The 26,556-nt window shown below is 62.6% G+C and carries 27 protein-coding genes; 11 read left to right on the forward strand and 16 right to left on the reverse strand.

The window, feature by feature from the left end:
* Positions 1-38: 38 nt before the first annotated feature.
* The 3 genes from uvrC to E2A64_RS07410 are packed head-to-tail and all read right to left on the reverse strand — an operon-like array spanning position 39 to position 3,870.
* On the reverse strand, positions 39-2,132 hold the full coding sequence (gene uvrC / locus E2A64_RS07400) for an excinuclease ABC subunit UvrC (protein ID WP_133283744.1): 2,094 nt from the start codon (positions 2,130-2,132) through the stop codon (positions 39-41).
* Positions 2,129-2,899: an SDR family oxidoreductase gene (locus tag E2A64_RS07405; protein WP_133283745.1), complete on the reverse strand. Its 771-nt coding sequence runs from the start codon at positions 2,897-2,899 to the stop codon at positions 2,129-2,131. Before E2A64_RS07405 ends, uvrC begins: the two co-directional genes overlap by 4 nt.
* Before the next feature lie 29 nt (positions 2,900-2,928).
* Positions 2,929-3,870, reverse strand: coding sequence for a calcium/sodium antiporter (locus E2A64_RS07410; protein WP_133283746.1), 942 nt, complete (start codon positions 3,868-3,870; stop codon positions 2,929-2,931).
* Between the two features lie 282 nt (positions 3,871-4,152).
* Between E2A64_RS07410 and E2A64_RS07415 the strand changes: the two genes are divergently transcribed.
* Together E2A64_RS07415 and E2A64_RS07420 are read left to right on the forward strand one after the other, a co-directional pair.
* Positions 4,153-4,794, forward strand: coding sequence for an outer membrane protein (locus tag E2A64_RS07415; RefSeq protein ID WP_133283747.1), 642 nt, complete (start codon positions 4,153-4,155; stop codon positions 4,792-4,794).
* 204 nt (positions 4,795-4,998) lie between these two features.
* Positions 4,999-5,643, forward strand: coding sequence for an outer membrane protein (locus tag E2A64_RS07420; RefSeq protein WP_133283748.1), 645 nt, complete (start codon positions 4,999-5,001; stop codon positions 5,641-5,643).
* A 110-nt stretch (positions 5,644-5,753) separates the two neighbouring features.
* Here the strand turns inward: E2A64_RS07420 and E2A64_RS07425 are convergent, their stop codons facing one another.
* From E2A64_RS07425 to E2A64_RS07445, 5 genes are all read right to left on the reverse strand, one after another.
* The gene (locus E2A64_RS07425) at positions 5,754-6,350 is read right to left on the reverse strand and encodes a glutathione S-transferase family protein (RefSeq protein ID WP_133283749.1); all 597 of its coding nucleotides are present in this window, start codon (positions 6,348-6,350) and stop codon (positions 5,754-5,756) included.
* A 37-nt stretch (positions 6,351-6,387) separates the two neighbouring features.
* The gene (locus E2A64_RS07430; protein ID WP_244598172.1) at positions 6,388-7,083 is read right to left on the reverse strand and encodes a ribonuclease T2 family protein; all 696 of its coding nucleotides are present in this window, start codon (positions 7,081-7,083) and stop codon (positions 6,388-6,390) included.
* A gap of 33 nt (positions 7,084-7,116) precedes the next feature.
* Positions 7,117-7,542: a hypothetical protein gene (locus E2A64_RS07435; protein ID WP_158285712.1), complete on the reverse strand. Its 426-nt coding sequence runs from the start codon at positions 7,540-7,542 to the stop codon at positions 7,117-7,119.
* 112 nt (positions 7,543-7,654) lie between these two features.
* Positions 7,655-8,545 carry a LysR family transcriptional regulator gene (locus tag E2A64_RS07440; protein ID WP_133283751.1) on the reverse strand — a complete coding sequence of 297 codons (891 nt, stop codon included), beginning with the start codon at positions 8,543-8,545 and terminating at the stop codon, positions 7,655-7,657.
* A 166-nt stretch (positions 8,546-8,711) separates the two neighbouring features.
* Positions 8,712-9,566, reverse strand: coding sequence for a 23S rRNA (adenine(2030)-N(6))-methyltransferase RlmJ (locus tag E2A64_RS07445; protein WP_133283752.1), 855 nt, complete (start codon positions 9,564-9,566; stop codon positions 8,712-8,714).
* A gap of 92 nt (positions 9,567-9,658) precedes the next feature.
* On the opposite strand from E2A64_RS07445, the gene E2A64_RS07450 reads away from it, so the two are divergent.
* Positions 9,659-11,794: a molybdopterin oxidoreductase family protein gene (locus E2A64_RS07450; protein ID WP_133283753.1), complete on the forward strand. Its 2,136-nt coding sequence runs from the start codon at positions 9,659-9,661 to the stop codon at positions 11,792-11,794.
* A gap of 44 nt (positions 11,795-11,838) precedes the next feature.
* Here E2A64_RS07450 and E2A64_RS07455 read toward each other — a convergent pair whose 3' ends face one another.
* Positions 11,839-12,303: a MarR family winged helix-turn-helix transcriptional regulator gene (locus tag E2A64_RS07455; protein WP_133283754.1), complete on the reverse strand. Its 465-nt coding sequence runs from the start codon at positions 12,301-12,303 to the stop codon at positions 11,839-11,841.
* 129 nt (positions 12,304-12,432) lie between these two features.
* Between E2A64_RS07455 and E2A64_RS07460 the strand changes: the two genes are divergently transcribed.
* Both E2A64_RS07460 and E2A64_RS07465 read left to right on the forward strand, forming a co-directional pair.
* A complete protein-coding gene (locus E2A64_RS07460) occupies positions 12,433-12,858 on the forward strand; it encodes an organic hydroperoxide resistance protein (protein WP_133283755.1) in 426 nt (141 codons plus the stop codon).
* Between the two features lie 151 nt (positions 12,859-13,009).
* Positions 13,010-13,426, forward strand: a complete 417-nt coding sequence (locus E2A64_RS07465; protein WP_133283756.1) for a DUF7282 domain-containing protein — start codon at positions 13,010-13,012, stop codon at positions 13,424-13,426.
* Between the two features lie 99 nt (positions 13,427-13,525).
* Here the strand turns inward: E2A64_RS07465 and purN are convergent, their stop codons facing one another.
* Together purN and purM are read right to left on the reverse strand one after the other, a co-directional pair.
* On the reverse strand, positions 13,526-14,218 hold the full coding sequence (gene purN, locus E2A64_RS07470) for a phosphoribosylglycinamide formyltransferase (protein ID WP_133283757.1): 693 nt from the start codon (positions 14,216-14,218) through the stop codon (positions 13,526-13,528).
* Positions 14,215-15,285, reverse strand: a complete 1,071-nt coding sequence (gene purM, locus E2A64_RS07475) for a phosphoribosylformylglycinamidine cyclo-ligase (protein ID WP_133283758.1) — start codon at positions 15,283-15,285, stop codon at positions 14,215-14,217. The genes purN and purM overlap by 4 nt, the downstream gene beginning before the upstream one ends.
* 244 nt (positions 15,286-15,529) lie before the next feature.
* Here purM and E2A64_RS07480 point away from each other — a divergent pair, with 244 nt between their 5' ends.
* From E2A64_RS07480 to ppx, 5 genes are all read left to right on the forward strand, one after another.
* Positions 15,530-16,066: a CDP-alcohol phosphatidyltransferase family protein gene (locus tag E2A64_RS07480; RefSeq protein WP_133283759.1), complete on the forward strand. Its 537-nt coding sequence runs from the start codon at positions 15,530-15,532 to the stop codon at positions 16,064-16,066.
* A gap of 60 nt (positions 16,067-16,126) precedes the next feature.
* Positions 16,127-17,251 (forward strand): AI-2E family transporter, encoded by a 1,125-nt coding sequence (locus tag E2A64_RS07485; RefSeq protein ID WP_133283760.1) that lies wholly within the window; start codon positions 16,127-16,129, stop codon positions 17,249-17,251.
* Between the two features lie 20 nt (positions 17,252-17,271).
* Positions 17,272-17,976 carry a DnaA regulatory inactivator HdaA gene (gene hdaA / locus E2A64_RS07490; protein ID WP_133283761.1) on the forward strand — a complete coding sequence of 235 codons (705 nt, stop codon included), beginning with the start codon at positions 17,272-17,274 and terminating at the stop codon, positions 17,974-17,976.
* 75 nt (positions 17,977-18,051) lie between these two features.
* Positions 18,052-20,310: an RNA degradosome polyphosphate kinase gene (locus E2A64_RS07495; protein ID WP_244598173.1), complete on the forward strand. Its 2,259-nt coding sequence runs from the start codon at positions 18,052-18,054 to the stop codon at positions 20,308-20,310.
* Between the two features lie 53 nt (positions 20,311-20,363).
* On the forward strand, positions 20,364-21,890 hold the full coding sequence (ppx, locus tag E2A64_RS07500) for an exopolyphosphatase (protein WP_133283762.1): 1,527 nt from the start codon (positions 20,364-20,366) through the stop codon (positions 21,888-21,890).
* Positions 21,891-21,915: 25 nt separating this feature from the next.
* Here ppx and E2A64_RS07505 read toward each other — a convergent pair whose 3' ends face one another.
* From E2A64_RS07505 to E2A64_RS07525, 5 genes are read right to left on the reverse strand one after another with little or no spacing between them, the layout of a single operon-like run.
* Positions 21,916-22,275 carry a DUF1428 domain-containing protein gene (locus tag E2A64_RS07505; protein ID WP_133283763.1) on the reverse strand — a complete coding sequence of 120 codons (360 nt, stop codon included), beginning with the start codon at positions 22,273-22,275 and terminating at the stop codon, positions 21,916-21,918.
* Between the two features lies 1 nt (position 22,276).
* The gene (locus E2A64_RS07510) at positions 22,277-23,185 is read right to left on the reverse strand and encodes a VOC family protein (RefSeq protein ID WP_133283764.1); all 909 of its coding nucleotides are present in this window, start codon (positions 23,183-23,185) and stop codon (positions 22,277-22,279) included.
* A 1-nt stretch (position 23,186) separates the two neighbouring features.
* Positions 23,187-23,687 carry a VOC family protein gene (locus E2A64_RS07515; protein WP_194086911.1) on the reverse strand — a complete coding sequence of 167 codons (501 nt, stop codon included), beginning with the start codon at positions 23,685-23,687 and terminating at the stop codon, positions 23,187-23,189.
* A 38-nt stretch (positions 23,688-23,725) separates the two neighbouring features.
* Positions 23,726-24,202 carry an SRPBCC family protein gene (locus tag E2A64_RS07520; RefSeq protein ID WP_133283765.1) on the reverse strand — a complete coding sequence of 159 codons (477 nt, stop codon included), beginning with the start codon at positions 24,200-24,202 and terminating at the stop codon, positions 23,726-23,728.
* Positions 24,199-24,819 carry a TetR/AcrR family transcriptional regulator gene (locus tag E2A64_RS07525; RefSeq protein WP_133283766.1) on the reverse strand — a complete coding sequence of 207 codons (621 nt, stop codon included), beginning with the start codon at positions 24,817-24,819 and terminating at the stop codon, positions 24,199-24,201. The genes E2A64_RS07520 and E2A64_RS07525 overlap by 4 nt, the downstream gene beginning before the upstream one ends.
* 292 nt (positions 24,820-25,111) lie before the next feature.
* Here E2A64_RS07525 and E2A64_RS07530 point away from each other — a divergent pair, with 292 nt between their 5' ends.
* A complete protein-coding gene (locus E2A64_RS07530) occupies positions 25,112-26,449 on the forward strand; it encodes a UDP-glucose dehydrogenase family protein (RefSeq protein ID WP_133283767.1) in 1,338 nt (445 codons plus the stop codon).
* Positions 26,450-26,556 lie beyond the last annotated feature (107 nt).

Here is a 26,556-nt window from a genome sequence, read left to right on the forward strand (position 1 = left end):
AGGGTGGCACTGCCGCTGTGGCCCTTAGTCGGGCAAGTCTAGCGCTTGTCCTCATGAAAATGGTTATAGATCAGTTCCGCCATGGCCGCCGAAATGCCTTCGACCTCGCGCAGGTCTTCGATGCCCGCCCGGCTGACGGCCTTGGCGGTACCGAAATGAAGGAGCAGCGCCCGCTTCCGGGTGGGGCCGATGCCCGCAACCTCGTCGAGCGGGTTCTTGACCATCTCCTTCTTGCGCCGCGCCCGGTGGCTGCCGATGGCCCAGCGGTGGGCCTCGTCCCGCAGCCGCTGGACGAAGTAGAGGACCGGGTCGCGTGGCGGCAGGGTAAAGGGTTGCCTTCCGTCCATGAAGAAGCGCTCGCGCCCCGCTTCGCGGTCCATGCCCTTGGCAACGCCGATCGCGGTGACGTTCTCGCGGATGCCGAGTTCGTCGAGAATGGCCCGCACCGCCGTCATCTGCCCCTGACCGCCGTCGATGAGGACGAGATCCGGCCAGGCCGGGAAGGGGCTGTCCGCGGTGTCGTCGTCCTCGCCGGCTTCCGTTATGTCGCTCGCCGCCTTCGGCATGTCTTCGGCGTGGTCCTTCAAGAGGCGTGAGAAGCGCCGCTGCATCACCTCGCGCATCATGCCGAAATCGTCGCCCGGCGTGATGTCCTCGGAGCGGATGTTGAACTTGCGGTACTGGTTCTTCACGAAACCTTCGGGGCCGGCGACGATCATCCCGCCCACCGCATTGGTGCCCATGATGTGGGAGTTGTCGTAAACCTCGATACGGCGGGGCACCGACTTGAGCCCGAAGGTTTCTGCCAGGCCCTTGAGCAACCGCGCCTGTGAGGCCGTCTCGGCGAGATGGCGGCCATGGGCCTCGCGGGCATTGTTCAGCACGTCGTCGACGAGTTCGCGTTTCTCTCCGCGCTGCGGCAGGCTCACCGTCACCTTCCGCTCCGCACGGGTGGAGAGTGCTTCGGCCAGCAGTTCCCGGTCCTCGAATTCGGCGGAGATCAGGATCTGACGCGGCACCGGCTTGTCGTCGTAGAACTGGCCGATGAAGGCGCCGAGGATCTCGCCCGGCTCCATCGAGGCGTCGGCGCGGGGGAAATAGGCGCGATTGCCCCAGTTCTGCCCGGTACGGAAAAAGAAGACCTGGATGCAGGCGAGCCCGCCATCCACATGGATTGCGAAAATATCGGCTTCCTCGACCGTGCGCGGATTGATGCCCTGATGGCTCTGCACATGGGAGAGGGCCGAGAGACGGTCGCGATAGACCGCGGCGCGCTCGAAATCGAGGTCCTCGGAGGCCGATTGCATCGCTTCGGCGAGATGGTTCTTCACCGTCTGGCTGCGGCCCGACAGGAAGCCCTTCGCCTCGTCGACGAGCCCGGCATAATCCTCGGGCGAGATCTCGCCGGTGCAGGGACCCGAACACCGTTTGATCTGGTAGAGAAGGCAGGGGCGCGTCCGGCTGTCATAGACCGAATCCGTGCAGGTGCGCAGAAGGAAGGCGCGCTGCAGCGAATTGATCGTGCGACCGACCGCACCGGCGGAGGCGAAGGGGCCGAAATAGTCGCCTTTCCTGGCGCGTGCGCCACGGTGCTTGTAGATCGCGGGGGCCTCGTGGTTGCCGGTGATCAGGATATAGGGAAACGACTTGTCGTCGCGCATCAGGACGTTGAAGCGCGGCTTCAGCCGCTTGATCAGGTTGGCTTCCAGAAGAAGCGCTTCGGTCTCGGTGCGGGTGGTGACGAACTCCATGTTCGCCGTTTCGCGGATCATCCGGGTGATGCGGTTGGAATGGCCGCGACCCTGGGCGTAATTGGTCACCCGCTTCTTCAGCGAGCGGGCCTTGCCGACATAAAGCACGTCGCCGTCGCCGTTCATCATGCGGTAGACGCCGGGCTGGTTGGGCAGGTGCTTGACGAAGGCCTGGATGACTTCCGCGCCCTTCAGGCCCGGATTGACGACCGGGCTCTCGTTCCACTCGATGGATGACAGGACGGCGTTGGCCGGCGTGTCGGCGGGGAGAGCAGCCTCATCCTGATCGTCCTCGTCGGTTTCCGTCCCGTCATAGATCACGCCGCCCGAATCGGACGACGAGCCACGCTTCTCGCGACGTGGTGAGGAGGGGGTGCTCATTCCTCTATGTCCAGGACGTCGGGCGTTTCCCAGGCCAGATGCTGGCCGCCGTCAAGCGCGATCATCTGCCCTGTGATCGACTTGTTCGCCCAGAAATAGCGGATGGTGGCGCCGAACTCGCCGAGTTCCGGCGAGCGTTCGAGGGGGACCTTTTCGACCTGCCTGGCAAATTCCGCGTCACTCTGGCGCGAGCTCTTGAGCGTCGGACCCGGGCCGATGGCATTGACGCGGATTTTCGGCGCATAGGCCATCGCCATGGTGCGCGTGGCGGTCCATAGCGCCGATTTCGACAGCGTGTAGGAGAAGAAGTTGGGCGTCAGCCGCTTCACCCGCTGGTCGATCATGTTGACGACGAGGCCGTCGACATCTTTCGCCAATGCCTTGGCCATGGAGGCGGCCAGAAGGGCGGGGGCCTTCACGTGCACCGCCATGTGACGGTCGAACAGTTCGCCATCGAATTCGTCGGCGAAATCCGCCTCGAAGATGGAGGCATTGTTGATCACCAGACGCGGAGCGCCGAGGCTCTCGGTCACGGCGGCCATCAGTTTCGCCGGAACGTCGGCCTTCGTCAGGTCACCCAGAAACACCTCCGCCTTGCCGCCCGCATCGCGGATCATCGAGGCGGTTTCCTCGGCGTCGTGCTTCGACGTGTTGGCGTGGACGGCGACTTTGAAGCCGTGAACGGCGAGGTCGAGCGCGATGGCGCGACCGATGCGTTTGCCGGCGCCGGTGACCAGGGCGATCGTCGATGTGTCTTCCGTGACCACGGTTGCTCCGTTTCAGCCGATTCGACGGCTCAGAATACCGTCACGATATAAAGTGCGAACGCCGCCAGCATGGCAATGCCGCCGATCTTGCCGATCGGGCGGTTCCAGTGCGACAGCGCGACGATGAGGGCGGACGTGCCGAGCATCACCCACATGTCGACATGGATAACACGCTCATCGACATGAAGTGGCAGCACCAGGCTGGTGATGCCCAGAATGAAGCCGATATTGAAGATGTTGGAGCCGACGACGTTGCCGATGGCGACCGCGCCCGATTTCCGCCAGGCGGCCATCACCGAGGTGACCAGTTCCGGCAGGGATGTCCCGATGGCCACCACGGTAAGCCCGATCGCGGTTTCGGACGCGCCGAACATGCGGGCGATTTCCGAGGCCCCCGCGACGGTGAGCCAGGCACCGATCGGCAGGCCGACAAGACCGAGAAGGATGAAAAGAGCAATCTTCGTGGACGAATCGGGCGGCACGATCTCTTCGTCGTCTTCATGACCGATCGCGGCGTGCGCGGGATCCTTCACGGCGCGACGGATCTGCCAGGCGAGATAGCCGGCCATCACCAGGAGAAGGACGACGCCTTCGACCCGCGATAGCGTTCCGGTGGCCATGAAAGCCATCAGCAGAACGGTCAGCAGCATCATGACCGCGAGGGAGGCGCCGATTCCGCGCTCCGAGCAGTGCAGGGCCGCAATCAAGGCCGGTGCGCCGAGGACCAGCAGCACGTTGGCGATGTTGGATCCCACCACATTGCCGATGGCGATGCCGGACACGCCGTCCCACGCCGCCTGCAGCGAGACGAAGAGTTCCGGAGCGGAGGTGCCGAAGGCGACCACCGTCAGGCCGATGATGAGCGGATTGATCTCGAAACGGGCCGCCAGGCCGACCGCGCCCCTGACGAGATAGTCGCCCGCGAACATCAACAGCGCCATCCCGGCGACAAGCATGGAAAAACTGATCATGAAGGAATGTGTCTCGCGGGCAGGCTGAATGGCGAAAAGGTTTGCCCCTCATATAGGCCGACGGGCTTCAGATGCAATCGAGAGAGCGCAACTCCCTGCAATACGGGCCCATGCAGGCGGTGTGGTTTTTCGGCAACGTCACATTGAGTCTTCTTCCTGCCGCCGTGTCGTCACAATGTGGCTCCTCCGATGCCGCATTCGAGGTCCAGATATCATTGCCAAGACGGAACGCAATCCGTCTGTCCGTCCAATGAGACGAGTGTGCAAATAAGGAGTTATTACATGCGCAAGATTACGCTGGCTCTCGCCGCCACCGCCATGGCGCTGCCGCTGACAATTCAGGCGCGTGCTGCCGATGCAATTTCCGAAGCACCGCCCGCACCGCCGGTCGCCGAAATCGAAACCGCTCCCGCCTATCTCTGGGCCGGTGGATATGCCGGTGTCTACGGCGGTTACAAGTGGGGTGAAACCGATGTCACTTCCAACAATGACGGTTGGAACGGTGGCGTGTACGGCGGCTACAACTGGCAGGCCAACAACTTCGTCTACGGTGTCGAAGGCGATGTTGGCTACTCGGGTGCCGACGGTGCATCCGCGGCGACCGGTTTCAGCACCGAATCCGGCGCTGAAGGTTCGCTCCGTGCCCGTATCGGTTACGACATGAACCCGTTCCTCGTTTACGGTACGGCAGGTGTCGCAGCCACCAATCTGGAAATGTCCGACGGCGCTTCGTCCGACGACAACACCATGGTCGGCTACACGGTCGGCGCAGGTGTCGAAACCTTCCTGACCGAGAAGGTGACTGCGCGGGTGGAATACCGCTACAGCGACTACGGCTCGGATGATTTCAACCTCGATAGCGGTACCGTGTCATCGGGTTACGACGATCACTCGATCCGCGCCGGTATCGGCCTGAAATTCTGATTTCGGTCCACCTCAGCGCTTGGCCGAATTCGTGAAAGGATTCGGCCAGCAGCCTGAAAGTAAAGGGGTCGGAGAGTTTTCCGGGCCCTCGAACGCGATATCCCGAATGCCTGCTGCATCAGAGTTTGGAAATATTCTCTCCGCTGCAGGGAACAACATGTCCTGCCACCCGTTATGTCGGGTGTGCAAAAAAGGAGTTCATACATGCGCAAGTTCACGCTGGCTCTCGCCACGACCGCAATGGCGCTGCCGCTTACGCTGCAGGCGCGTGCCGCTGATGCCATCGTCGAGGCTCCGCCCGCGCCTCCGGTTGCCATCGAAACCGCTCCCGCATACCTCTGGGCCGGCGGTTATGCCGGTGTGTTCGGTGGTTACAACTGGGGTGACACCGACGGCGTGGCCTCCGACACGGACGGCTGGAACGGTGGTGTCTACGGTGGTTACAACTGGCAGGCCGACAATTTCGTCTACGGTATCGAAGGTGATGTCGGTTACTCGGGCGCCGATGGCGTCTCTTCTGTCGGCACCACTGCGGAACAGGGCGTCGAAGGTTCGATCCGTGCCCGGTTCGGTTACGACCTGAACCCGGTCCTCATCTACGGTACGGCCGGTGTCGCTGCGACCAACCTCGAAGTGACCGCTCCGGGTGGTGGTGCGTCTGACGACAACACGATGATCGGCTGGACCGTCGGTGCCGGTGCTGAAACCTTCATCACCGAAAACATCACCGCACGTCTCGAGTACCGTTACACCGATTACGGTTCGGAGGATTTCAATCTGGCTGGCACCAACGTGTCGACCGGCTTCGATACCCATTCCGTTCGCGCCGGTATCGGCCTCAAGTTCTGACGTTCGACGTCACTTCCGCCCCGGTTTCGATCGGGCTGGACGTTTCGAAGGCCCGGGTTCGTCCCGGGCCTTTTCTTTTGCCTGGCGCGCTAGGGTGAGCGCGGACGAGATCAGGCCGAAGGCATCAGCGGAGCGAGTGCCGGATAGTTCGCCGCGAACTTCTTCCCGTAGGCCTTGAGCTTGGGGCGGCCGCGTTCCCACTGGCCGTCAAATCTCAGCGCCAGGTACCCGGTCACCGCAGCTATCGCGATATGGGCGGCGGTCGGCGTCTTGCCCATGCGCGGAATGCGCGTTTCGAGGGCATCGAGGCCGCGCATGGCCTTGCGCCACTGGGTATCCACCCACGGCTGATGATACTTGTCTTCCGGACGGAAGCGCTTTTCGTAGACGCACAGCAGAAGCGCGTCGCAAATGCCGTCGCACAGGGCTTCGAGCACATCCACTTCGGTCCGCTTTTCGGCGTTGCGCGGATAGATGCGCTGGGCGCCCGTGCGGTCGAGATAGCCCATGATCGCGCGGCTGTCGTACACGGTGATCCCGCCATCCGTGATCAGTGTCGGGATCTTGCCGAGCGGATTGTTGTCGATCAGTTCGGCGGGTTCGTCAGCCGTCGCGATGGGGACGGACTGGATCGATAGGCCTGCCACCTCGGCAGCCATGCGGACCTTAGCCGAGTAGGGGGAGGCGGAAGAGAAAAGCAGTTTCATGACATGACCTCTGTCGGGCAGTTGCTGGAAAATGCGGTCAGCCGGGCGGCGGAACGAAGAGTGCTGTCGCGCGGCAACCGGACCGGTCGACCTCGGGACAGGAGCGAAACTCCAGTTCGGTGGTAAGGCAGATACGGACCTCCCGCAACTCTCCGCCGGTGCAGGTAACCGCCATTCGATCGGCCGTCAGGCCGGGATTGGCCTCGCTGAACAGCGTCTCGACCTGTTGCGGTGAAATGGTCTGCTTCGATTTCGCCGCGTCGAAGGCCGCCGGCATCACGAGCCGCTCCCGCGCGGACCGCACCACGGTGAAATAGTCGTCTTGCGAAAGCCCCGAGCAGGTGCCGTGCTTGCGCCACATATGGCCGATCAGCCCGTAGCTGGGTGTCAGATCCATCAGGGAGCGGATGAGCTTGTCGGGAACGCGGTCGCTCAGGCGTGTCGGGCAATATTCCGGATGGCGCTGCTCGAACTGCGGCCACAGCCCGTGGACGATGAAGCCATGGCTCCTGCCGTCGCCGCATTGCGTGCGATCCTGCCGCTCGCGCCCTTCATGAAGGCAATAGGTCGGCGACCAGGACAAGGCGAGAACGTAGAAATCGAAGCCGGAACCTTGCGGCAAGTCGGCGGCGACGGGCCTTGCCGAGGTCGACTTGATCTCGGGGGCAGGCTGGTCCGGCGTTTCTGCTTCCGAACAGGCACCCAGAAGAAGCGCGGCGGCGAGGAGCGGCAAAAATCCCGCTATCCGCCTGGTCGCAGGCAAGGGTCAGCGGACCGAGCGGCACCAGGCTCCGTAGACGTGCCAGGGATCGAGGCCGGAAATGCAGAATTCCACATTGTCGCCGAGACCGGCAAAGCCCATGCCTTCCTCGATCAGGTACCACATCTCGCGCTTGGTGCCGTCGTTCATCCAGGCGGTCGCCTGGCAATAGCGGCGGCCGACCTGATGGATCTCGGTTGCCGGCTCGTACTTGTTCTCGCGGGCGTGGGTGATGTCGTCCACTCTCAGTCCACGCTGGATGACGTGGTCGTCCGTCCACACGAAGCGGTGCGCCATGTAGGAGAGCACGCCTTGTTCGGTACAGGCGGGAAAGCTGCCGCCGGTGAACGCGTTGGCCGGGGTCGGGGCTCCGACGCCTGCAAATGCGGTCGTCAGGGTCGCGGCCGCGACAAATGCTTGCAACGATTTCAACATTCTCTCAGCCCTCGAGCGCTTCATGGCAGATATGATTCAGCAGTTGCGGAAAGATGCGCAGGGCCGGCCTAAAGGTCAAGGATTTTAAGGCCGAGTTGCGCGTCATCGCTCAGGTGAGATAGGCCGGCAGGCATGCCGCGATGTGGTCGTAGACCATCTTGATCCGCCGGCTGTGGCGCAGATCCTCGTGCATCGTCAGCCAGACTTCGAGTTCGAAGTGTACGGATTCGGGCAGGACGGGCACGAGATCGGGCTGGTTTTCCGCGATCCACACCTGGCAAATGCCGATACCGATACCGGCGCGCAGTGCAGCGAGCTGGGTTGTGTGGCTGTCACTGCGGTAGGTGAAGATCTCCGGCGAAATCTCCGGCACCGTCGACGAGAAGCGACTGCGGTAGATGGGGTCGCGGTCCGGGCCGATGATCCGGTGCTCGGCCAGGTCGGAGGGCTTGTCGGGCAATGGCCGGTTGCCCAGATATTGACGCGTCGCGAACAGGCCGAGCCGCAATACGCCGAGTTTGCGCGCCAGCAGCGCACCCTGTTCAGGCCGCTGCATCCTGACGGCGATGTCCGCATCGCGGCGCAGCAGGTCGACGGTCCGGTTCGAGGCGTCGATCTCGAGCTGCAGGCCGGGATGTTCGCGCAGCAGCGGTTCGAAAATGAGCGGAAGCATTTCGCTCGACATGATTTCCGTGGCCGATACGCGGACCATGCCGTCTTCGGAATTCGCGCCCGCCGACGCCGTGCGCGACAGAGCGGCGGCCGATGCCGCCATGCCCTGGGCCTGCGGTTCGAGAGCCGTTGCGAGGTCCGTGGGTGTCAGCCCGTTCTGCGCGCGTGTGAACAGTCCCACCCCGAGGGCGGTCTCCAGCTGGTCGATGTGCCTGCCGATGGTGGGCTGGGACACCCCGAGGCTGCGGGCGGCGCCGGAAAGGGAGCGTTCGCTCATGACGGCAAGAAAGCTGCGCCACAGCTCCCACCCAATGTCGGACTGGCTCATCGTCGATCCAATGTCTGTCTGCTCCCCGGGTCCCCCGAGGCATGTCGGCGCGTGCGCCGGATAGGTTACACGAAACTGTAGATAGGAACGAAATCGGCTCGTTAAAAGGTTTAAACTTTATTGAACAAGATTTTTACCTGTCCATTCGCCGTATCCGCCGTCCCTCTCATTCTCCGACCAGCATGTCGACGCGGAAGCCAGCGCCCTTGTCCTGCGCCAGAAGCGCGGTCAGTTCCGGCAGGACTGTCTTCAGTTCTCCGGCCAGCGTGAAGGGTGGATTGACCACGATCATGCCGGACCCGTTGAGCCCCTTCTCGGTCTTCAGATCCCTTACCCAGAGCTCGGCAACGAGAGTTCGCGGGCGGCCCAGAGCCTTCAGACTGTCATGAAAGCCTGCCGTGTCGGCATCCGATTTCAGCGGGTACCATAGCCCGTAAGTCCCGCCGGGAAAGCGTTTTGTCGCCCGGTCGAGGCCATCGACGAGGCGGGCGAACTCGCCTTCCTTCTCGAAAGGCGGATCGACGAGCACCAGCCCGCGTTTTTCCTTGGGCGGCAAATGCGCGCCGAGTGACAGCCAGCCGTCGAGTTCCGTGACACGAACCTGGTGGTCGCCCTCGAAGAGCCTGGCAAGCTTCGCCGCGTCCGCCGGGTGCAGTTCGATCGCCGAAAGCCGGTCCTGCTTGCGAAACAGCGTTCTGGCGAGGAGGGGCGAGCCGGGATAGCGTTTCAGCGGCACGAGCGATCCGCCGTTGATCTCGGCGACCGCCGCGAGCCAGGGCGCGAGAAAGGTTTTCAGCTCGGCCGAAAGATCGGCCTGCGCGATACGGCCGATGCCAGTCTGCCATTCACCGGTCTTCTGCGCTTCTTCCGATCCCAGATCGTAGGCTCCCAGCCCGGCATGCGTGTCGATCACCCGGAAGGCGCCGTCCTTTTTCTGCAGATAGGTGATGATCGCCGCGACAATGGCGTGCTTGAGGACATCGGCGAAGTTTCCGGCGTGATAGATATGGCGGTAGTTCATGGGAAAATTTGCCTGCCACAAAGGGCAAAAAGAGGAAAATCAGCTCACCCGCACAACTGGCGGTCGTCGCGCCTTTCCCATATAGGGAAACGATGAACGAAGCGAGCCCCATCCGCAGCAAGGGTCAGGCGTCCGAGGTCCGGATCGGCCACTCTGCCTGTCCCCATGACTGCCCCTCGACCTGTGCGCTGGACGTCGAAATTCTCGGACCCGGCAAGATCGGCCGCGTTCGCGGTGCGCCCGACAACAGCTATACCGCCGGTGTCATCTGCGCCAAGGTCGCCCGCTATTCCGAACGCGTCCACCATCCCGACCGGCTGATGAAGCCGCTCGTCCGTGCCGGTGCGCGGGGCGAAGGCAGGTGGCAGGAGGCAAGCTGGGAAGCTGCCCTCGATCTGGTGGCGGAGAAATTTCTGGCGGCGGAAGAGAAATACGGCTCCGAGACCGTCTGGCCGTATCAGTATGCCGGCACGATGGGGCTTGTTCAGCGCGATTCGATCCACCGCCTGCGTCATGCCAAGCGGTATTCGGGCTTCTTCGGCACGATCTGCGTCAATGCCGCATGGACCGGCGTCGCCATGGGAACGGGGGCGTTGCGTGGTCCCGATCCGCGCGAGATGGCCAAGTCCGATTGCGTGGTGATCTGGGGCACCAATCCGGTGACCACCCAGGTCAATGTGATGACCCACGCGGTCAAGGCGCGCAAGGAACGCGGCGCGAAGATCGTCGTCATCGACGTCTACGATACGCCGACCATGAAACAGGCCGACATGGCGCTGGTGCTGAAACCCGGCACCGATGGCGCGCTCGCCTGCGCCGTCATGCATGTCGCGTTCCGCGACGGCCATGCCGACTGGCCCTATCTCGAAAAGTTCACGGACGACCCGCACGGGCTCGAAAGGCACCTCAAGAGCCGCACGCCGCAATGGGCAGCGGAGATCACGGGCCTCTCCGTGGAGGAAATCGAAGCTTTCGCCGCGCTCGTCGGCGAGACGAGACGGACCTATTTCCGTCTGGGCTATGGGTTTTCGCGTTCCCGCAACGGTACCGCAAACATGCATGCGGCGCTTTCGGTGGCCAGCGTCACCGGCGCCTGGCAATACGAGGGTGGCGGCGCCTTCCATACCAATGGCGGCATCTTCAATATCGAGAAGTCGCTGGTCGAGGGCACGTCCTACGAGGACAAGTCGATCCGCAGTCTCGATCAGTCCAAGATCGGACGCGTGCTGACCAACGATCCGGCCGAACTCTATGGCGGGCCGCCGGTCACCGCGATGCTGATCCAGAACACCAACCCGGTGAACGTCGCGCCGGAGCAGCGGCTGGTCAAGCAAGGGTTCCTGCGCGAGGATCTCTTCACCTGCGTGCACGAACAGTTCATGACCGAGACGGCGGAACTGGCCGATGTCGTCCTGCCCGCCACCATGTTTCTCGAACATGACGATATCTATCGTGGCGGCGGCAACCAGCACATTCTGCTCGGGCCAAAACTGATCGAGGCGCCGGAAGGTCCGCGCGAAAACCTCTACGTGATCGAGGAACTCGCCAAACGCCTCGGTGTCGCCGACCGCGAAGGTTTCGGGCTGACCGCGCGCGAGCATGTCGATCGCATGCTCGAAGCGCGGGGGCTGGGCAACTTCGAGACATTCGCCGAAGAGCGCTGGGCCGATGTGCAGCCGGATTTCGAGACCTCCCATTTCCTCAACGGCTTCGGTCACCCGGACGGCAAGTACCGTTTCAGGCCCGATTGGCGCGGCCAGCAGACGGCCACGCGTCCGCCTGAAACCATGGGCCTGCAGGGGCCTGTCGACGACCTGCCGGAATTTCCCGACCACGTCGAACTCATCGAGACCGCCGACGCGGGACATCCTTACCGCCTGGCAACCTCGCCGGCGCGGCAGTTCCTCAACTCCACCTTCACCGAGACGCCGGGTTCGGTGAAGCGCGAAGGGCGGCCGCAGCTCATGGTCCATCCCGATGACGCCGAAATGTCGGGCCTGGCGACCGGCGACCGGGTCGAGATCGGCAATGGACGCGGTGAAGTGGTGCTCCACGCCAAAGTGACGGTCGAGGCCAAGCGCGGCACCCTGATCGCCGAGGGCATCTGGCCCAACAAGGCGCATGAGCGCGGCGAGGGGATCAACGTGCTGACCGGCGCGGATGCCATCGCGCCCTTCGGCGGTGCCGCTTTCCACGATACCCATGTCTGGATGAAGAAGGCGGACTGACCGGTCGCGCTCTCCCTCATGGCCTGTTTCGTGTCAGGGCGTTGCTAGCTCTGCTCCATGCTCGCCTTCAGCGAAGCCCGCATACGGGTCAGCGTCTCGTGCAGACGGTGGAGGTCGGCGAGCGGCAGTCCGAAGGCTTCCGCGATGCAGCCGGGAATGTGGCGGGCGCGTCCCTCCATCTGCTTTCCCGCCTCGGTGAGGTGAATACGCACCTTCCGCTCGTCGGACTTGTCGCGCGCGCGTAAGAGAACCCCGTTGTTTTCCAGCCGTTTGATGAGGGGGGTCAATGTGGAGGATTCAAGCCCGAGCCGCTGACCGAGTTCGCCGACCGTCAGCCCGTCACCGGTCCAGAGCGTGACCAGTACGAGATATTGCGGATAGGTGAGGCCCAGTTCCGCGAGCAAAGGCTGATAGACCTGCCCGACGGCATGATGGGTCGCATAGAGATCGAAGCACAGCATCGATTCCGGGGCCGGGCGGTAGGTCTCAGGCAACTTTTCGTCGGTCATGGCGTTTGACTCCTGTACCGAAACTATGTCGTGCGCGATTGGGCTGCAAGACTTGACGGCCTTGCGTGTCGCCCATATATATCGTGCACGATATAATCGTAAGCAATTAAATTTGACAGGGAGAATGTCATGCCGACCAAGATCGCATACACCGCCACTGCAACCGCCACCGGGGGAGGCCGCGACGGTCACACCCGCACCGAGGACGGCACGATCGATCTCGACCTCGCCGTTCCGAAGGAGATGGGCGGCAGCGGCAATGGTGCAAACCCCGAACAGCTCTTCGCCGCGGGTTACGCGGCCTGCTTCATGGGCGCGATGCGCTTTTATGCCGGCCAGAAGAAGGTGAAGGTGCCCGACGACGCGAAAGTCACCGTCTCCGTCGGCATCGGCCCGCGTGAGGACACCGGCTTCGGTCTCGATGTGAAGATCAAGGTCGATCTTCCGGGCGTAGAGAAGGATGTCGCCGAAGACCTCATCGCCGGCGGCCACAAGGTCTGCCCCTACTCGCACGCCACGTCCGGCACGCTGTCGATCACGCCTGAACTGGCCTGATCCCGCCGGCCAAAGGTGTTCAGAAACGGCCTGGACGGGAATTTCCCGCCCGGGCCGAATTTTTTTTTCGATATTTCTTGATGAGGTGAAACTTTTCCGTGTGCGGCCTCGTCTCCCCGGACGCAATCAAAATTACAACGAGGAGACAGACATGACATTTTTCCGCACTTCGATCCTGACCGCCACCGCTCTCGCTGCATCGGTCGCCATGGCCGGCGCCATGGACGAATACTCGATTTCCGGTTCCGACCAGGACGTTTCCGGCGGCACCGTCACCGCCTCCGACATCATGACCGCTCAGGACGGCTGGCTCGTCGTTCACCGCACCGATGCCGACATGAAGCCAGGTCCGGTCGTTGGCCATGCCTGGATCAAGAAGGGTGACAACAAGGACGTCACTGCCGATCTCGACGAGGACGTGGCATCCGGCGACATGCTGATGCTGATGGTTCACGGCGAGGAAGGCGGCATGAAGGAGGGTGAATTCGAATATACCCTCGGCGCCAAGGAAGACGGCCCGATCAAGGTCGACGGCAAGCTCGTCATGACTGTCATCACAGCCAAGTAAACGTCATCTGGACGTCCCCCGCATTCCTTCCCAGGAAAAATGCGGCAGTGTCTGTCGGCAATCCCCCGTGCCGGCAGACACTTTTTTCGTCGATGCGGGTCAGCCGGTGACGATCAGCATCTCGTCTTCGGTGGAGAACGTGCCGGCACCCGAGGCTGACGACATTCCGTCTCCGCTCATCCGCACATCGCCGCGCGCCAGAAGCGCCAGAGCCGCCGGATAGAGTTTGTGCTCGGCCTTCAATACCCGCTCGGCCAGTGCTTCGGCGGTATCCTTGTTCAGGACGGGAACCGCGGCCTGGGCGATGATCGGACCGTCATCCATGACTTCGGTGACGAAATGCACGCTTGCGCCATGCACCCGGCAGCCGGCTGCCAGGGCCCGGTGATGCGTATCAAGTCCCGGAAATGACGGCAGCAGCGACGGATGGATATTGATCATCCGCCCCTTCCAGCGGCGCACGAAATCCTCGGAGAGGATGCGCATGTAGCCGGCCAGGCAGACGATTTCCGCGCCCGTCTCCTCGATCGCTTCCAGCACCGCGGCCTCATGGGCCTCGCGACTGTCGTAATCCTTGCGTGCGACCGCCCTGGCAGGAATGTCGAAACCCTTTGCCCGTTCGAGCCCGGCGGCATCCGCCTTGTCCGAGATGACGGCCACGATCTGCGCCGGGTAGTCGGGCTTCATGGCGGCAGCGATCAGCGCGCCGAGATTGGACCCGCGACCGGAGATGAGCACGGCGACCTTGCGGCGCGGCTTGCGGGACGGGGCAGGGGCTTCGCTCTCGCTCACAGGCTCAGTGTTCCCTTGTAGGCCACGCCGGGCGCACCGGCTGCGCGGGTGCCGATCACGCCGAGACGGACGACGCTTTCGCCCTCGCCGGTCAGAATGTCGGCGACCTTGCGCGCGTTCTCCTCGGAGACGACGACGATCATGCCCACGCCGCAATTGAAGGTGCGCAGCATTTCCTTGGGCTCCACGCCGCCGGTCCGGGCCAGCCAGCCGAAGACGGCCGGTGCCTTGACGGCATCGAGATCGATCTCGGCGGAAAGTCCTTCGGGAAGCACCCGCGGGATGTTTTCGGGAAAGCCGCCGCCGGTTATGTGGGCGAGCGCCTTGATGGCACCTGTTTGGCGGATCGCCTTGAGGAGCGGCTTCACATAGATTTTCGTCGGCGCCAGCAGCGCTTCGGCGAGCGTGATCTCCGGATCGAACGGGGCCTTGTCGGCATAGGCGAGACCGGAGAGGCCGACGATCTTGCGCACCAGCGAATAGCCGTTGGAGTGAACCCCGGAGGAGGCGAGGCCCAGGATGACGTCGCCCGCAGCCAGATCACCGGCGGGCAGCAGCTGGCCACGCTCGGCTGCGCCTACCGCGAAGCCTGCGAGGTCGTAGTCGCCAGCGGAATACATGCCCGGCATTTCCGCCGTTTCGCCGCCGATCAGAGCGCAGCCGGCCTGTTTGCAGCCCTCGGCAATGCCGCCCACGATATCGGCGCCCTGTGCGGGATCGAGCTTGCCGGTGGCAAAATAGTCGAGGAAGAACAGCGGTTCGGCGCCCTGGACAACGAGATCGTTGACGCACATGGCGACGAGATCGATGCCCACCGTGTCGTGCTTGTCCGCTTCGATGGCGACTTTCAGCTTGGTGCCGACGCCGTCATTGGCGGCGACGAGAACGGGATCGGTGAAACCGGCAGCCTTGAGATCGAACAGGCCGCCGAAACCGCCGATTTCTCCGTCGGCGCCCGGGCGGCGGGTCGATTTGACCAGCGGCTTGATGCGATTGACCAGTTCGTTGCCCGCGTCGATATCGACCCCTGCATCGCTGTAGGTCAGGCCATTGCCCTTGCTGCTCATCCGCCGGCACCCTCTTTCGCAATTTGTCCTTGCCCGGCGGGCGGTCCGGCCCGCAGCGGGTATCTGCCCGCGAAATCGCATTTTGGCGGCATATGCGCAAGCCGCTATTCCCTCGGTCATCGGGTATCCACACCCGCACATGCACGTAAAACCGCCACCGGCTTGCAAATCGGACGGGGCTCGACGAACTAGAGTCTGCTATGAGCGAGGGAGAATTGCGATAACGGAGGCAGTGCTAGCGGCGATGACCTGGCCGAATTTCATCACCATGGGTCGCCTTGTTCTCGTTCCGGTGTTCATTCTCGCAATGCTCGACGGCGAGACGGAATGGGCGTTTTTGGTATTCCTGATTGCCGGCATCTCCGATGCGGTCGACGGCTATCTCGCCCGCAAATTCCGGCAGGTCAGTCAGCTCGGCACCTATCTCGACCCGATCGCCGACAAGCTTCTGCTGGTCAGCGGCTTCATCACGCTCGGCTATCTCGGTGAAATCCCGAGCTGGCTGGTGGTGCTGGTGGTGTCGCGTGACGTGCTGATCGTCGGTGCGGTGCTGATCTCGCACCTGATGTCGCAGCCGGTGGAGGTCCGTCCGATCTTCGTCTCCAAGATGACCACCACCATCCAGATCGTCCTGGTAGCGGTGGCCCTTGCCGATCAGGCCGGGCTATCGGAATTGTCGGCGATCCTTTTCTGGCTCGGTCTGGGAACGGCGGCCTTGACCACAGCTTCCGCGGCAGCCTATCTCCGCACCTGGATGCGGCATATGGCAGAGACGAGCTAGACAGACGGTGTCATCCACGTCATCTGTCATGTCAGCGCCGCCGAAACAGGAGTGCGATGCATGACGACCCACGTAGATCGCGCGGCGCTGCGCAGGCAGATATTTTTCTGGCTGATCGCCTTGGCGATGTTCGCCTTCTTTCTCTACGTCTTCTCGTCGATCCTGCTGCCCTTCGTGGCCGGCATGGCGCTGGGGTATTTTCTCGATCCGGTGGCCGACCGCCTGCAGAAGCTTGGCATGAGCCGGCTCGCCGCCACGGCGCTCATCCTGCTTGTCTTCGTCGTGATGTTCATCGCGAGCTTCATCATCATCATCCCGCTGCTCGTCACCCAGGCCGCCGATTTCGCTTCGAAGGTGCCGGGCTATTTCGAGAACCTCCAGCACCTGGTCACGACCTCGGCGCACGACTACATGCCCGACTGGCTTGCCGGCCAGATCGAGGGCATGAAGAATTCCTTCTCCGGATTGATCAAGGAAGGCGCCGGGTTCCTCGGCTCCGTCCTCCAGCAGATCTGGAATTCCGGCAAGTCCATTGTCGACGTCGTCGCCCTTCTGGTGGTCACCCCCGTCGTTGCCTTCTACCTGCTTCTCGACTGGGACGACATGGTGGCCAAGATCGACGCCTGGATCCCGCGCGATCACGTCGACACGGTGCGTGAACTCGCCAGGCGCATCGACCGCACGGTGGCCGGCTTCATTCGCGGGCAGGGCACTGTCTGCATGGTGCTGGGGCTGTTCTACGGCATCGCGCTGTCGATCGCCGGGCTCAATTTCGGCCTGCTGATCGGCCTGTTCGCCGGTCTGATCAGCTTCATTCCCTATGTCGGCTCGACGATCGGCCTCGTGCTCGCCTTCGGCGTGGCGCTGGTCCAGTTCTGGCCCGACTACATCATGATCGGCGTGGTTCTCGGGATTTTCTTCATCGGCCAGTTCCTCGAAGGCAATATCCTCCAGCCGCGTCTGGTCGGCTCCTCGGTGGGGCTTCATCCGGTCTGGTTGATGTTTGCGCTCTTCGCCTTCGGTGCGCTGTTCGGCTTCGTCGGCATGCTGGTGGCCGTTCCAGCGGCAGCAGCCCTCGGTGTATTGGTCCGTTTCGCCCTTGAAAAATATCTCGACAGTGATCTTTATCACGGCCAGTCGCGTCAGCTTCTGGTCACCGAGACCAAGCGTGACGACGCGATCTGACGAGGAAAGCGCCGCGCCCCATGCCGCACAGTTCGAAACAGGGACAGATCCCGCTCAATTTCGGTCACCAGCCCTCGGCTGGCCGTGAGGATCTCATCGTGTCGGACCGGCTGGACGCGGTCATAAGCCTGATCGATCGCTGGCCGGACTGGCCGTCGCCGGTCGTCATCGTGGCCGGCCCGACCGGGTCGGGAAAGTCGCATCTGGCATCGGTCTGGGCGGAGCAATCGGGTGCGGTTCCCGTTCTCGTTGACAGGCCCGATGCGGTGACGCTGGAACTCGCCGCCGCCGGTCCGGTGCTGGTCGAGGATGTCGATCGCATCGGCTTCGACGATACCGCGCTTTTCCATCTCATCAACGCGGTGCGCCAGAACGGCACCACGCTGATGATGACGAGCCGGCTCTGGCCCGCGGCCTGGAACGTCAGGCTCCCCGACCTTGCCTCGCGCCTGAAGGCCGCGACCACGGTGGAAATCGGCGAGCCTGACGACGAACTGCTGGCGCAGGTGCTGGTCAAGCTTTTCGCCGACCGCCAGATCGTGCCGGACGAGCGGGTTGTATCCTACCTCGTCTCACGCATGGAACGCTCGCTCGATGCGGCCTGTCGCATCGTTGCCCGCCTCGACGATCTGGCCCTTTCCCGGCAATCGAAGATCTCCCGCCAGCTGGCTTCGGAAGTCCTCGCCGAATTCGAAGGCGGGATTTCCGACGCCTCATTGTCATAGTTTTCTGATCTATCTCTGCGAATCGATCCCGGGCTGCCGCTGGACAGGACGGCCCATTAAAGGAATGCTACGGCAATGAACGAGATGAGCGAAACCCCGCAAAACCCGACCGTCGATACCAAGGCGCCCGAGACCCCCGAGATCAGGGTCCCGGAGACGAAGTCGCTGATCAAGCCGACGCCGGAAACCCCGGACAACGACCTGCTCGACAGCCCGGACCGTTTCGTCAATCGCGAATTCTCCTGGCTGCAGTTCAACCGGCGTGTTCTCGAGGAGACGCTCAACGAGAACCATCCGCTGCTCGAACGCGTCCGTTTTCTCTCGATTTCGGCCACCAACCTGGACGAATTCTTCATGGTCCGCGTTGCCGGTCTCGAGGGGCAGGTGCGCCAGAGCATCGCAACCCGGTCCGCCGACGGCCTCAATCCCGCCGAACAGCTCGACCGTATCCTGGGCGAGGTCGACGGGCTTCAGCTCGAGCAGCAGGCTTCGCTTGCGGTCCTCCAGCAATATCTGTCGTCGGAGAACATTCATTTCGTCCGCCCGGCGCAGCTGGAGGACGAGGACAAGGCGTTGGTGGAAGAAACCTTCCTCCAGTCGATCTTCCCGGTGCTGACGCCGCTGTCCATCGACCCGGCGCATCCGTTCCCCTTCATTCCCAATCTGGGCTTCTCGATCTGCCTGCAGCTGGAACGGCGCAAGGGACGCGAGCCGATGACGGCCCTCGTGCGTCTTCCGGTCGCCCTCGATCGCTTTCTGCGCCTGCCCGACACCGATACCGGCGTGATCCGCTTCATCACGCTCGAAGACGTCGTTTCGATGTTCATCGAACGGCTCTATCCCGGTTATGAGGTCAAGGGGTCCGGTACCTTCCGCATCATCCGCGACAGCGATATCGAACTCGAGGAAGAGGCCGAGGACCTGGTGCGGTACTTCGAGACCGCGCTCAAGCGCCGCCGGCGTGGCTCGGTGATCCGCATCGAGTTCGATTCCGAGATCCCGCAGTCGTTGCGTGAATTCGTCGTCCATGAGCTCAATGTCCCGGAGAATCGGGTGGCCGTGCTGCCGGGGCTACTGGCGCTCGACACCTTGTCGGAGATCTGCAAGGCGCCGCGCGACGACCTGAAATTCGAATCCTACAATGCCCGCTTCCCCGAGCGCATCCGCGAACATGCCGGCGACACGCTGGCCGCGATCCGGGAGAAGGATCTGGTCATCCATCATCCCTACGAATCCTTCGATGCGGTGGTGCAGTTCCTTTTTCAGGCCGCGCGCGATCCCGAAGTCCTCGCCATCAAGCAGACGCTCTACCGGACCTCGAACGACAGCCCCATCGTCCGGGCGCTGATCGACGCGGCCGAAGCCGGCAAATCGGTGACGGCTCTGGTCGAGCTCAAGGCGCGCTTTGACGAGGAAGCCAACATCCGCTGGGCACGCGATCTCGAGCGCGCCGGGGTGCAGGTGGTCTTCGGCTTCGTGGAGCTCAAGACCCACGCCAAGATGTCGCTGATCGTGCGCCGGGAGGAGGGCAAGCTCGTCTCCTACTGCCACCTGGGCACCGGCAACTACCACCCTGTCACGGCCAAGATCTACACCGACCTGAGCTACTTCACCTGCGACCCGGTGATTGCCCGCGACGTCTCGCGTGTGTTCAACTTCATCACCGGTTACGGCGAACCGGAAGGGCTCGAGAAGCTTGCTGTGTCGCCGATCAATCTGCGCCCGCGCATCCTCGACAATATCGAGGCCGAAATCCGCCATGCGAAATCGGGGCGTCCGGCTGCCATCTGGATGAAGATGAACTCGCTGGTCGACCCGCAGATCATCGACGCGCTCTACCGGGCATCGATCGCCGGTGTCGAGGTCGAACTCGTGGTGCGCGGCATCTGCTGCCTGCGCCCGCAGGTTCCCGGCCTGTCCGAAACGATCCACGTCAAGTCGATCATCGGCCGTTTCCTCGAGCACTCCCGCATCTATTGCTTCGGTAACGGCCACGGCCTGCCGTCGAAACAGGCGCTGGTCTATATCGGGTCGGCGGACCTGATGCCGCGCAATCTCGACCGGCGTGTCGAAACACTCGTGCCGATCACCAACCAGACTGTTCACGAGCAGATCCTCTCCCAGATCATGCTCGGCAACGTCATCGACAATCAGCAGAGCTACGAAATCCTGCCCGATGGCACCTCGCGTCGCATCGTCGCCGAAGAAGGCGAGGAACCTTTCAATGCACAGCATTATTTCATGACCAACCCGAGCCTTTCCGGCCGCGGGGAAGCCCTTAAATCCAATGCTCCGAGGCTGATTGCGCGGCGCGTGTCTCATCCCGAACGCTAGAGCCGGCATTTTGCCCAGTTCAAGTTGCACCTGAAACGAACTAGTCTTCCTGCATGATAGAAACTGAAGCCCATGGGCGAGCGCCGGGAACCTATCCCGTCTCCGTCGTCGACATTGGATCGAACTCCGTGCGTCTCGTCATCTACGAGGCGCTCAACCGTTCTCCCTCCGTCCTCTTCAACGAGAAGGTGCTGTGCGGTCTGGGCAAGGGCCTCGCCTCCGGCAACCGGATGGACGAGGAGGCAATCAGCCGCGCGATCGATGCTCTCCGCCGGTTCCGGGCGCTCTCCGATCAGGCGCGTGCGATGGAAATCCATGTTCTCGCGACGGCTGCGGCGCGCGAAGCGGAAAACGGCGCCTCATTCATCGAGGCCGCCGAGGAGGCGATAGGCTGCGAGATCCGCGTGCTGACAGGCGTCGAGGAGGCTCGTTTCTCCGCGCTCGGCATCATCAGCGGCTTTCACAATCCCGACGGTATCGCCGGCGATCTCGGCGGCGGATCGCTGGAACTGGTCGATGTGCGCGGGCGTGATTATTCGGGCGGCATCACCCTGCCGCTCGGCGGTCTGCGGCTGTCGGAACTCTCCGGCGGTTCGATCACCAAGGCACGGACAATCGCGCGCACGCATCTTAGAAAGGCGGAACTGCTCAAGGGCGGGGTGGGGCGAACCTTCTATTCGGTCGGCGGCACCTGGCGAAACATCGCCAAGCTTCATATGGAGATGAGCGGCTACCCGCTGCACATGATGCAGGCCTACGAGATCCCGCTCGATGAGGCGCTCGAGTTTCTCGCGAAGGTCGCGCGGATGAAGCCGAACCGCGACGAGGAACTCAAGAAGATCTCTCGCAACCGCCGCGCGCTCCTGCCTTTCGGCGCGGTAGCGCTGCAGGAGCTCATGGAGATCATGAAACCCCAGAAGCTGTCGTTCTCCGCCCTTGGTGTGCGCGAGGGCTATCTCTACTCGCTTCTGCCGGAGGAGGACGCGGTTCAGGACTCGCTGCTTGCGGCCTCGAACGTGCTGGCCAACCTGCGTGCCCGCTCGCCCCGCCATGCCCGGGAACTTGCCGAATGGACGGGGAAGATGTTCGAGGTCTTCGGCATAGAGGAGACCGAGGACGACGCGCGCTATCGTCAGGCGGCCTGCCTGCTGGCCGACATATCCTGGCGCGCCCATCCGGATTATCGCGGCCTGCAGGCGCTCAACATCATCGCCCACTCGACCCTCTCCGGCATCAGCCACGCCGGCCGCGCCTATATCGCGCTCGCCAATTACTACCGCTTCGAGGGGCTCAACGACGACGGCTCGTCCCGCTCGCTCGCAACCATCGCCACCCCGCGCTATGTCGAATTCGCCAAGCTGCTGGGCGGGATGCTGCGCGTGATCTATCTCTGCTCGGCCTCGATGGACGGTGTGGTGCCCCGCCTGAAGTTCGAGCGCGCCGAACCGGGCGACGAGAATGCGGAAATCTACTTCACCTTGCCCCGGGACATGGCCAATTTCCTCGGTGAGCGCGTCGAGGGGCGGCTCAACCAGCTCTCGAAACTGACCGGAAAGAAACTCGCCATCAGGCTGGGGTGAGGGCGAGTCCCGGGTTTCTCGCTCCTCAATCCTCCACGATAGGCTCGAAGAAGCCCCACATCATCCGCTTGCCGTCGAAAGGCATGTTCGAAGGATCGGAGCCCAGTTCGGTCTCGAAGTCCTTCATCGAGGCGTCCATGCCGCTCTGGGATGTCGCCTTGTCCGGCCAGACGATCCAGGAGAAGACCACGGTTTCGTCCTCTTCGAGTTTTACCGCCAGCGGGAACGAGGTCACCTTGCCGTCGGGCACGTCGTCGCCCCAGCATTCGAAGACACTGAGCGCGCCGTGCTTCTTGAAGATGCGCGACCCCATTTCGGCCATCTCGGTATATTTCGCCTTGTTGGCATTCGGTACCGGCAACAGAAATCCCTGGACGTAAGCCATTCTACTCTCCCTTTGCTGCGGCTTTGGCTGCCGCGATGTCGATCCTGCTCATTTTCATCATCGCCTCCATGGCCCGCGAAGCCGCCTCCTTGTCCGGCTGCGAGAAGAGGGCGATCACTTCGGTGGAGACGACCTGCCACGAGAAGCCGAAACGGTCCTTGAGCCAGCCGCAGGGGCCATGCTCGCCGCCGCCTTCCACCAGCCTTTCCCAATAATGGTCGATCTCGTCCTGGCTGTGACAGCCGATCGTCAGCGATCCGCCTTCATCGAAACCGAACTTGTGATCCATCGCGCTGTCCATCGCCATCAGGCCGGTGCCTGCAATCCTGGCGCGTCCGTGATTGATCGAGCCTGCCGGCTCGCCGGACGCTTCCGGATAGTCATTGGTCAGCTCGACCTGCGAATCCGGAAAGACGTCCGCGTAGAAATTGAGGGCTTCCCGCGCGCGGCCCGCGACCTTTCCGGTAAACATCAGCATCGGGGTGACCGGCCGGACGTCCTCGCCGCCCATCGGGAGCGAGATCTCCCACGAGACGCCGAAACGGTCGTTGCACCATCCGAAGAGTTCGCTCCACTCGTAGCTGTCGAGCGGCATCAGCACCTCGCCGCCCTCGGAAAGGCCTTTCCAGATGCGCTCGACGTCGCTGCGGTTGTCCATCTGCACGAAGAGCGAGAGTGCCGGGGATGGCTTGAAGATCGGCCCGGCATTGATGGCATGGAGCCGGTAGCCGAGAATTTCGTAGCTTGCCACCATCACCTGGCCGGCCGGCTGGCCATGGACGTCGCAACCCGCCTCGCTGTAGCGCGAGATATTGGTGATCGTCCCGCCGAACAGTTCCGTATGGAACCGCGCGACCTGTTCCGCCTGTCCGTCGAACCAGAAGAACGGTGCGATTTTCTGGGCTTCCATCTCAGGCCTCCCTTGCGGGCATGTCGCCGCAGCCTTCGTCCGCCTCCGCCATCGCTCCCGCCTGCATTTCGTCGGGCGTCGGGTCGAAGATATGGGTCGCGAACGACCAGACGTGACCGAAGGGATCGCGCATCATGGCAAAGCGATCGCCCCAGAACTGGTTGGCCGCCGGCATCGTCACCGTACCTCCGGCGTCTTGCGCCCTGGCGACGAAATCGTCCACGTTCCTGACATAGACATGCATCGAAACCGGGCTGCCGCCATATTCGAGCGGCCCTTTCATGCCATAGGCAAGGTTTTCGTCGACCAGCATGATCGACGATCCCTCGATCTCGATCATGGCGTTCATGATCTTGCCGTTGGGACCTGCAAATCGGCCCCTTTCCACGGCGCCGAATGCCCTGACGTAGAAATCGATGGCTTCGGCCGCGCCACGGCAGATCAGATGCGGCGAGACGGGTTGCATGTTGTCGGGTTTGTAGCTGCTGGCGGGGGTCGGCATGTCGGTTCTCCTCAGTACCGGGTCATAGTGCTTCTGGTTCAGTAATCGAGCGTCTTCGCAAGCGCCTCCAGCTGGTCGGCCGCGGCATTCCAGCCGTCATGAAACCCCATCTCCTCATGTCGCTTCTTGGCGTCTTCCGAAAAATGCCGGACGACGGCGCGGTAGCGCGTGGCGCCGCCCTCGTCGCTGAATGTCAATGTCGCGACAATGAAGGGATTGTCCGAAGGCTTGAACCCTTCAGTCATCGCGTCAGTAAAGACGAGCCTCTCGCCCGGGACGACCTCGAGATAGATGCCCGTGTTCGGGTGGGGGTTGCCATCCGGATCCTGCATGACGGTATTGAAACGGCCACCCGCCCGCACATCCACATCCGAGCTTTGCGTCGACCATGGGGCAGGGGTGAACCATTTGACGATCAGATCCGGCTCGGTCCAGCAGCGCCAGACGGCGGCGCGGGGTGCGTAGATCACGCGGTCGAGGACGAGTTCGCGGCTGGCGGGGAATTCATGGTTCATTGGCGGATCTCCTCCGGAGTTGGTGTGTTGAACAACAGGCGGATGTAGCGGATCAGATGATCGATCGTATCGGCGGCAATCTCCGCCGAACCTCGGGCTTTTGCCATGATGAACGCGCCCTGCAGCACCGCCTGGGTGTGCAGCGCCAGGCTCTCGGCGGTTGTGCCGGTCACGCCGCAGGCTGCCATGGCGGCCTGAATGTCGGGGACCAGCGTCATCGCGTGGCCGGTGATCGTGGCATCGCACGCCTGGCGGATGGCGGGGGCGCTGTCATAGGTTTCCTGCACCATCGTGCCGACGAGGCAGGTGAATTCGGGAACCTCGCCGGCCAGCAGCAGCTTGCGAAACTCGAGATAAGCGATCAGCCGGTCGAACGGATCGGCGGGCTGGTGATAGGGGGCGTTTGCAAAGAGCTCGGAGGTCGTCTCGGCCCAGAAGCGGGCTGCCTCCACACCCAGATCCTCCTTGCTGCGGAAATGGTGGAAGAAGGCGCCCTTGGTCACACCGGCGCTGCGGCAGAGATCATCGATGCTGGTCGCGGAAAACCCCTTGGCGCGCACGACGTCCCGCGCCGCTTCCAGCAATCTCTCCCGGGCCTGGATATGTCTTCGAGCCACATTCTCCTCGCTTTCTGACAAATTACATACCAACCGGTCGGTATGTTTGGCAATGGGTATTTGCTGAATTCGTGTAACGTATTGAAATCATGTCTCCTCAAGAAGGTGCGCTGCCTGTCGGACAGTATGCAACGGCTCTCGACAAGGACGGAGCGATCCGCGCGATGGCCACTGCGTATTTACAGCCCTGCAATCGCCGGTCGTTACGACCTTGACTTTTCCATTGGCAGAGGCCACCCCGCGTCGAACAGGTTGTGGGGCGTCTACTCAGTGAACAGATGGGATTGCATTCATGCAGCTGACCATATTCGGCACTGGCTATGTCGGGCTTGTGCTCGCGGCCGTACTGGCCGACGCAGGTAACAAGGTCACCTGCGTCGATGTCGACGCGGCGAAAATCGAGAACCTCAAGCTCGGAATCGTGCCGATATACGAGCCGGGCCTCGAGGCGCTGATTATACGCAACAGGGATGCCGGTCGTCTCACCTTCTCGACCGATCCGCGTGAAGCGGTGGAGTTTGGCGAGATCATCTTCATAGCGGTGGGGACGCCCACCGACGAGGACGGGTCGGCCGATCTCAAATATGTCCTGGCGGTCGCCTCGACGATCGGCAGGGTGATGGAAAATGACAGGATCGTCGTCACCAAGTCGACCGTCCCCGTTGGAACCGCCGATCAGGTGGAGGCTGCCATCAAGCGGGAGCTCGCCAGCCGGGGGCGCGACGATCTCTCGCTGGATGTCGTTTCAAACCCGGAGTTCCTGAAGGAGGGCGCGGCAGTTGCGGACTGCCAGAAGCCCGATCGGATCGTTCTCGGCATCCGAGCCGGCGGGTCGGCGACCGAGCGGACGCTGCGCGAACTATATGCCCCGTTCAATCGCAATCACGAAAAGATAATCGTGATGGACGTGCGAAGCGCCGAACTGACGAAATATGCTGCGAACTGCTTGCTGGCGACCAAGATCAGTTTCATGAACGAGATCGCCAACCTCGCCGATCGCCTCGGCGCCGATGTCGAAAGCGTCCGGCTGGGTATCGGGTCGGATCCGCGTATCGGAAACCAGTTCATTTATCCTGGCGCAGGGTATGGTGGATCATGCTTCCCCAAGGACGTACGAGCGCTCATTTCAATGGGGCGTGGCGTCAACTTCGAGCCGCTGATCACGGAGGCCGTGGAGCGGCGCAATCAGCTTCAGAAACAGGTGATATTCGAAAAGATCGTGAGCCGGTTGGGCGCCGATCTTCGCGGAAGGACTTTCGCGCTCTGGGGACTCGCCTTCAAACCGAACACCGACGACATGCGCGAGGCACCGTCACGGGTGGTGATCGACTCTCTTCTCGCGGCGGGCGCAACTGTGCGTGCTTATGATCCCAAGGCGATGGAGGAATGCGGGCGCATCTATCGCGGGCGGGAAGGGCTCGTGTTCTGCGCGTCTCAGGAACAGGCCCTGACAGGAGCGGATGCACTCGTGGTGATGACCGAGTGGAAGGAGTTCCAGTCACCCGACTTGAAGCTGCTGGGCGATAGCTTGCGTGAGCGACTGGTGTTCGACGGGAGAAATATTTATGATCCGTCATCTCTTGCCCGTCACGGTCTGACGCTTTGCGGGATCGGACGCGCCGTCTCCTAACGAGTGCATGCAGGCGATGGCGCGTAGCCTGAAGTTCAAGAAGCCGCCGCATCCCGTCCAGAGGATCACCCTTCCTCCGTGGGAACGCCGGCTCCTCGAGTGGAAGG

Origin of the sequence: Pseudohoeflea suaedae (assembly GCF_004354915.1) — a bacterium.
GTDB lineage: Bacteria > Pseudomonadota > Alphaproteobacteria > Rhizobiales > Rhizobiaceae > Pseudohoeflea > Pseudohoeflea suaedae.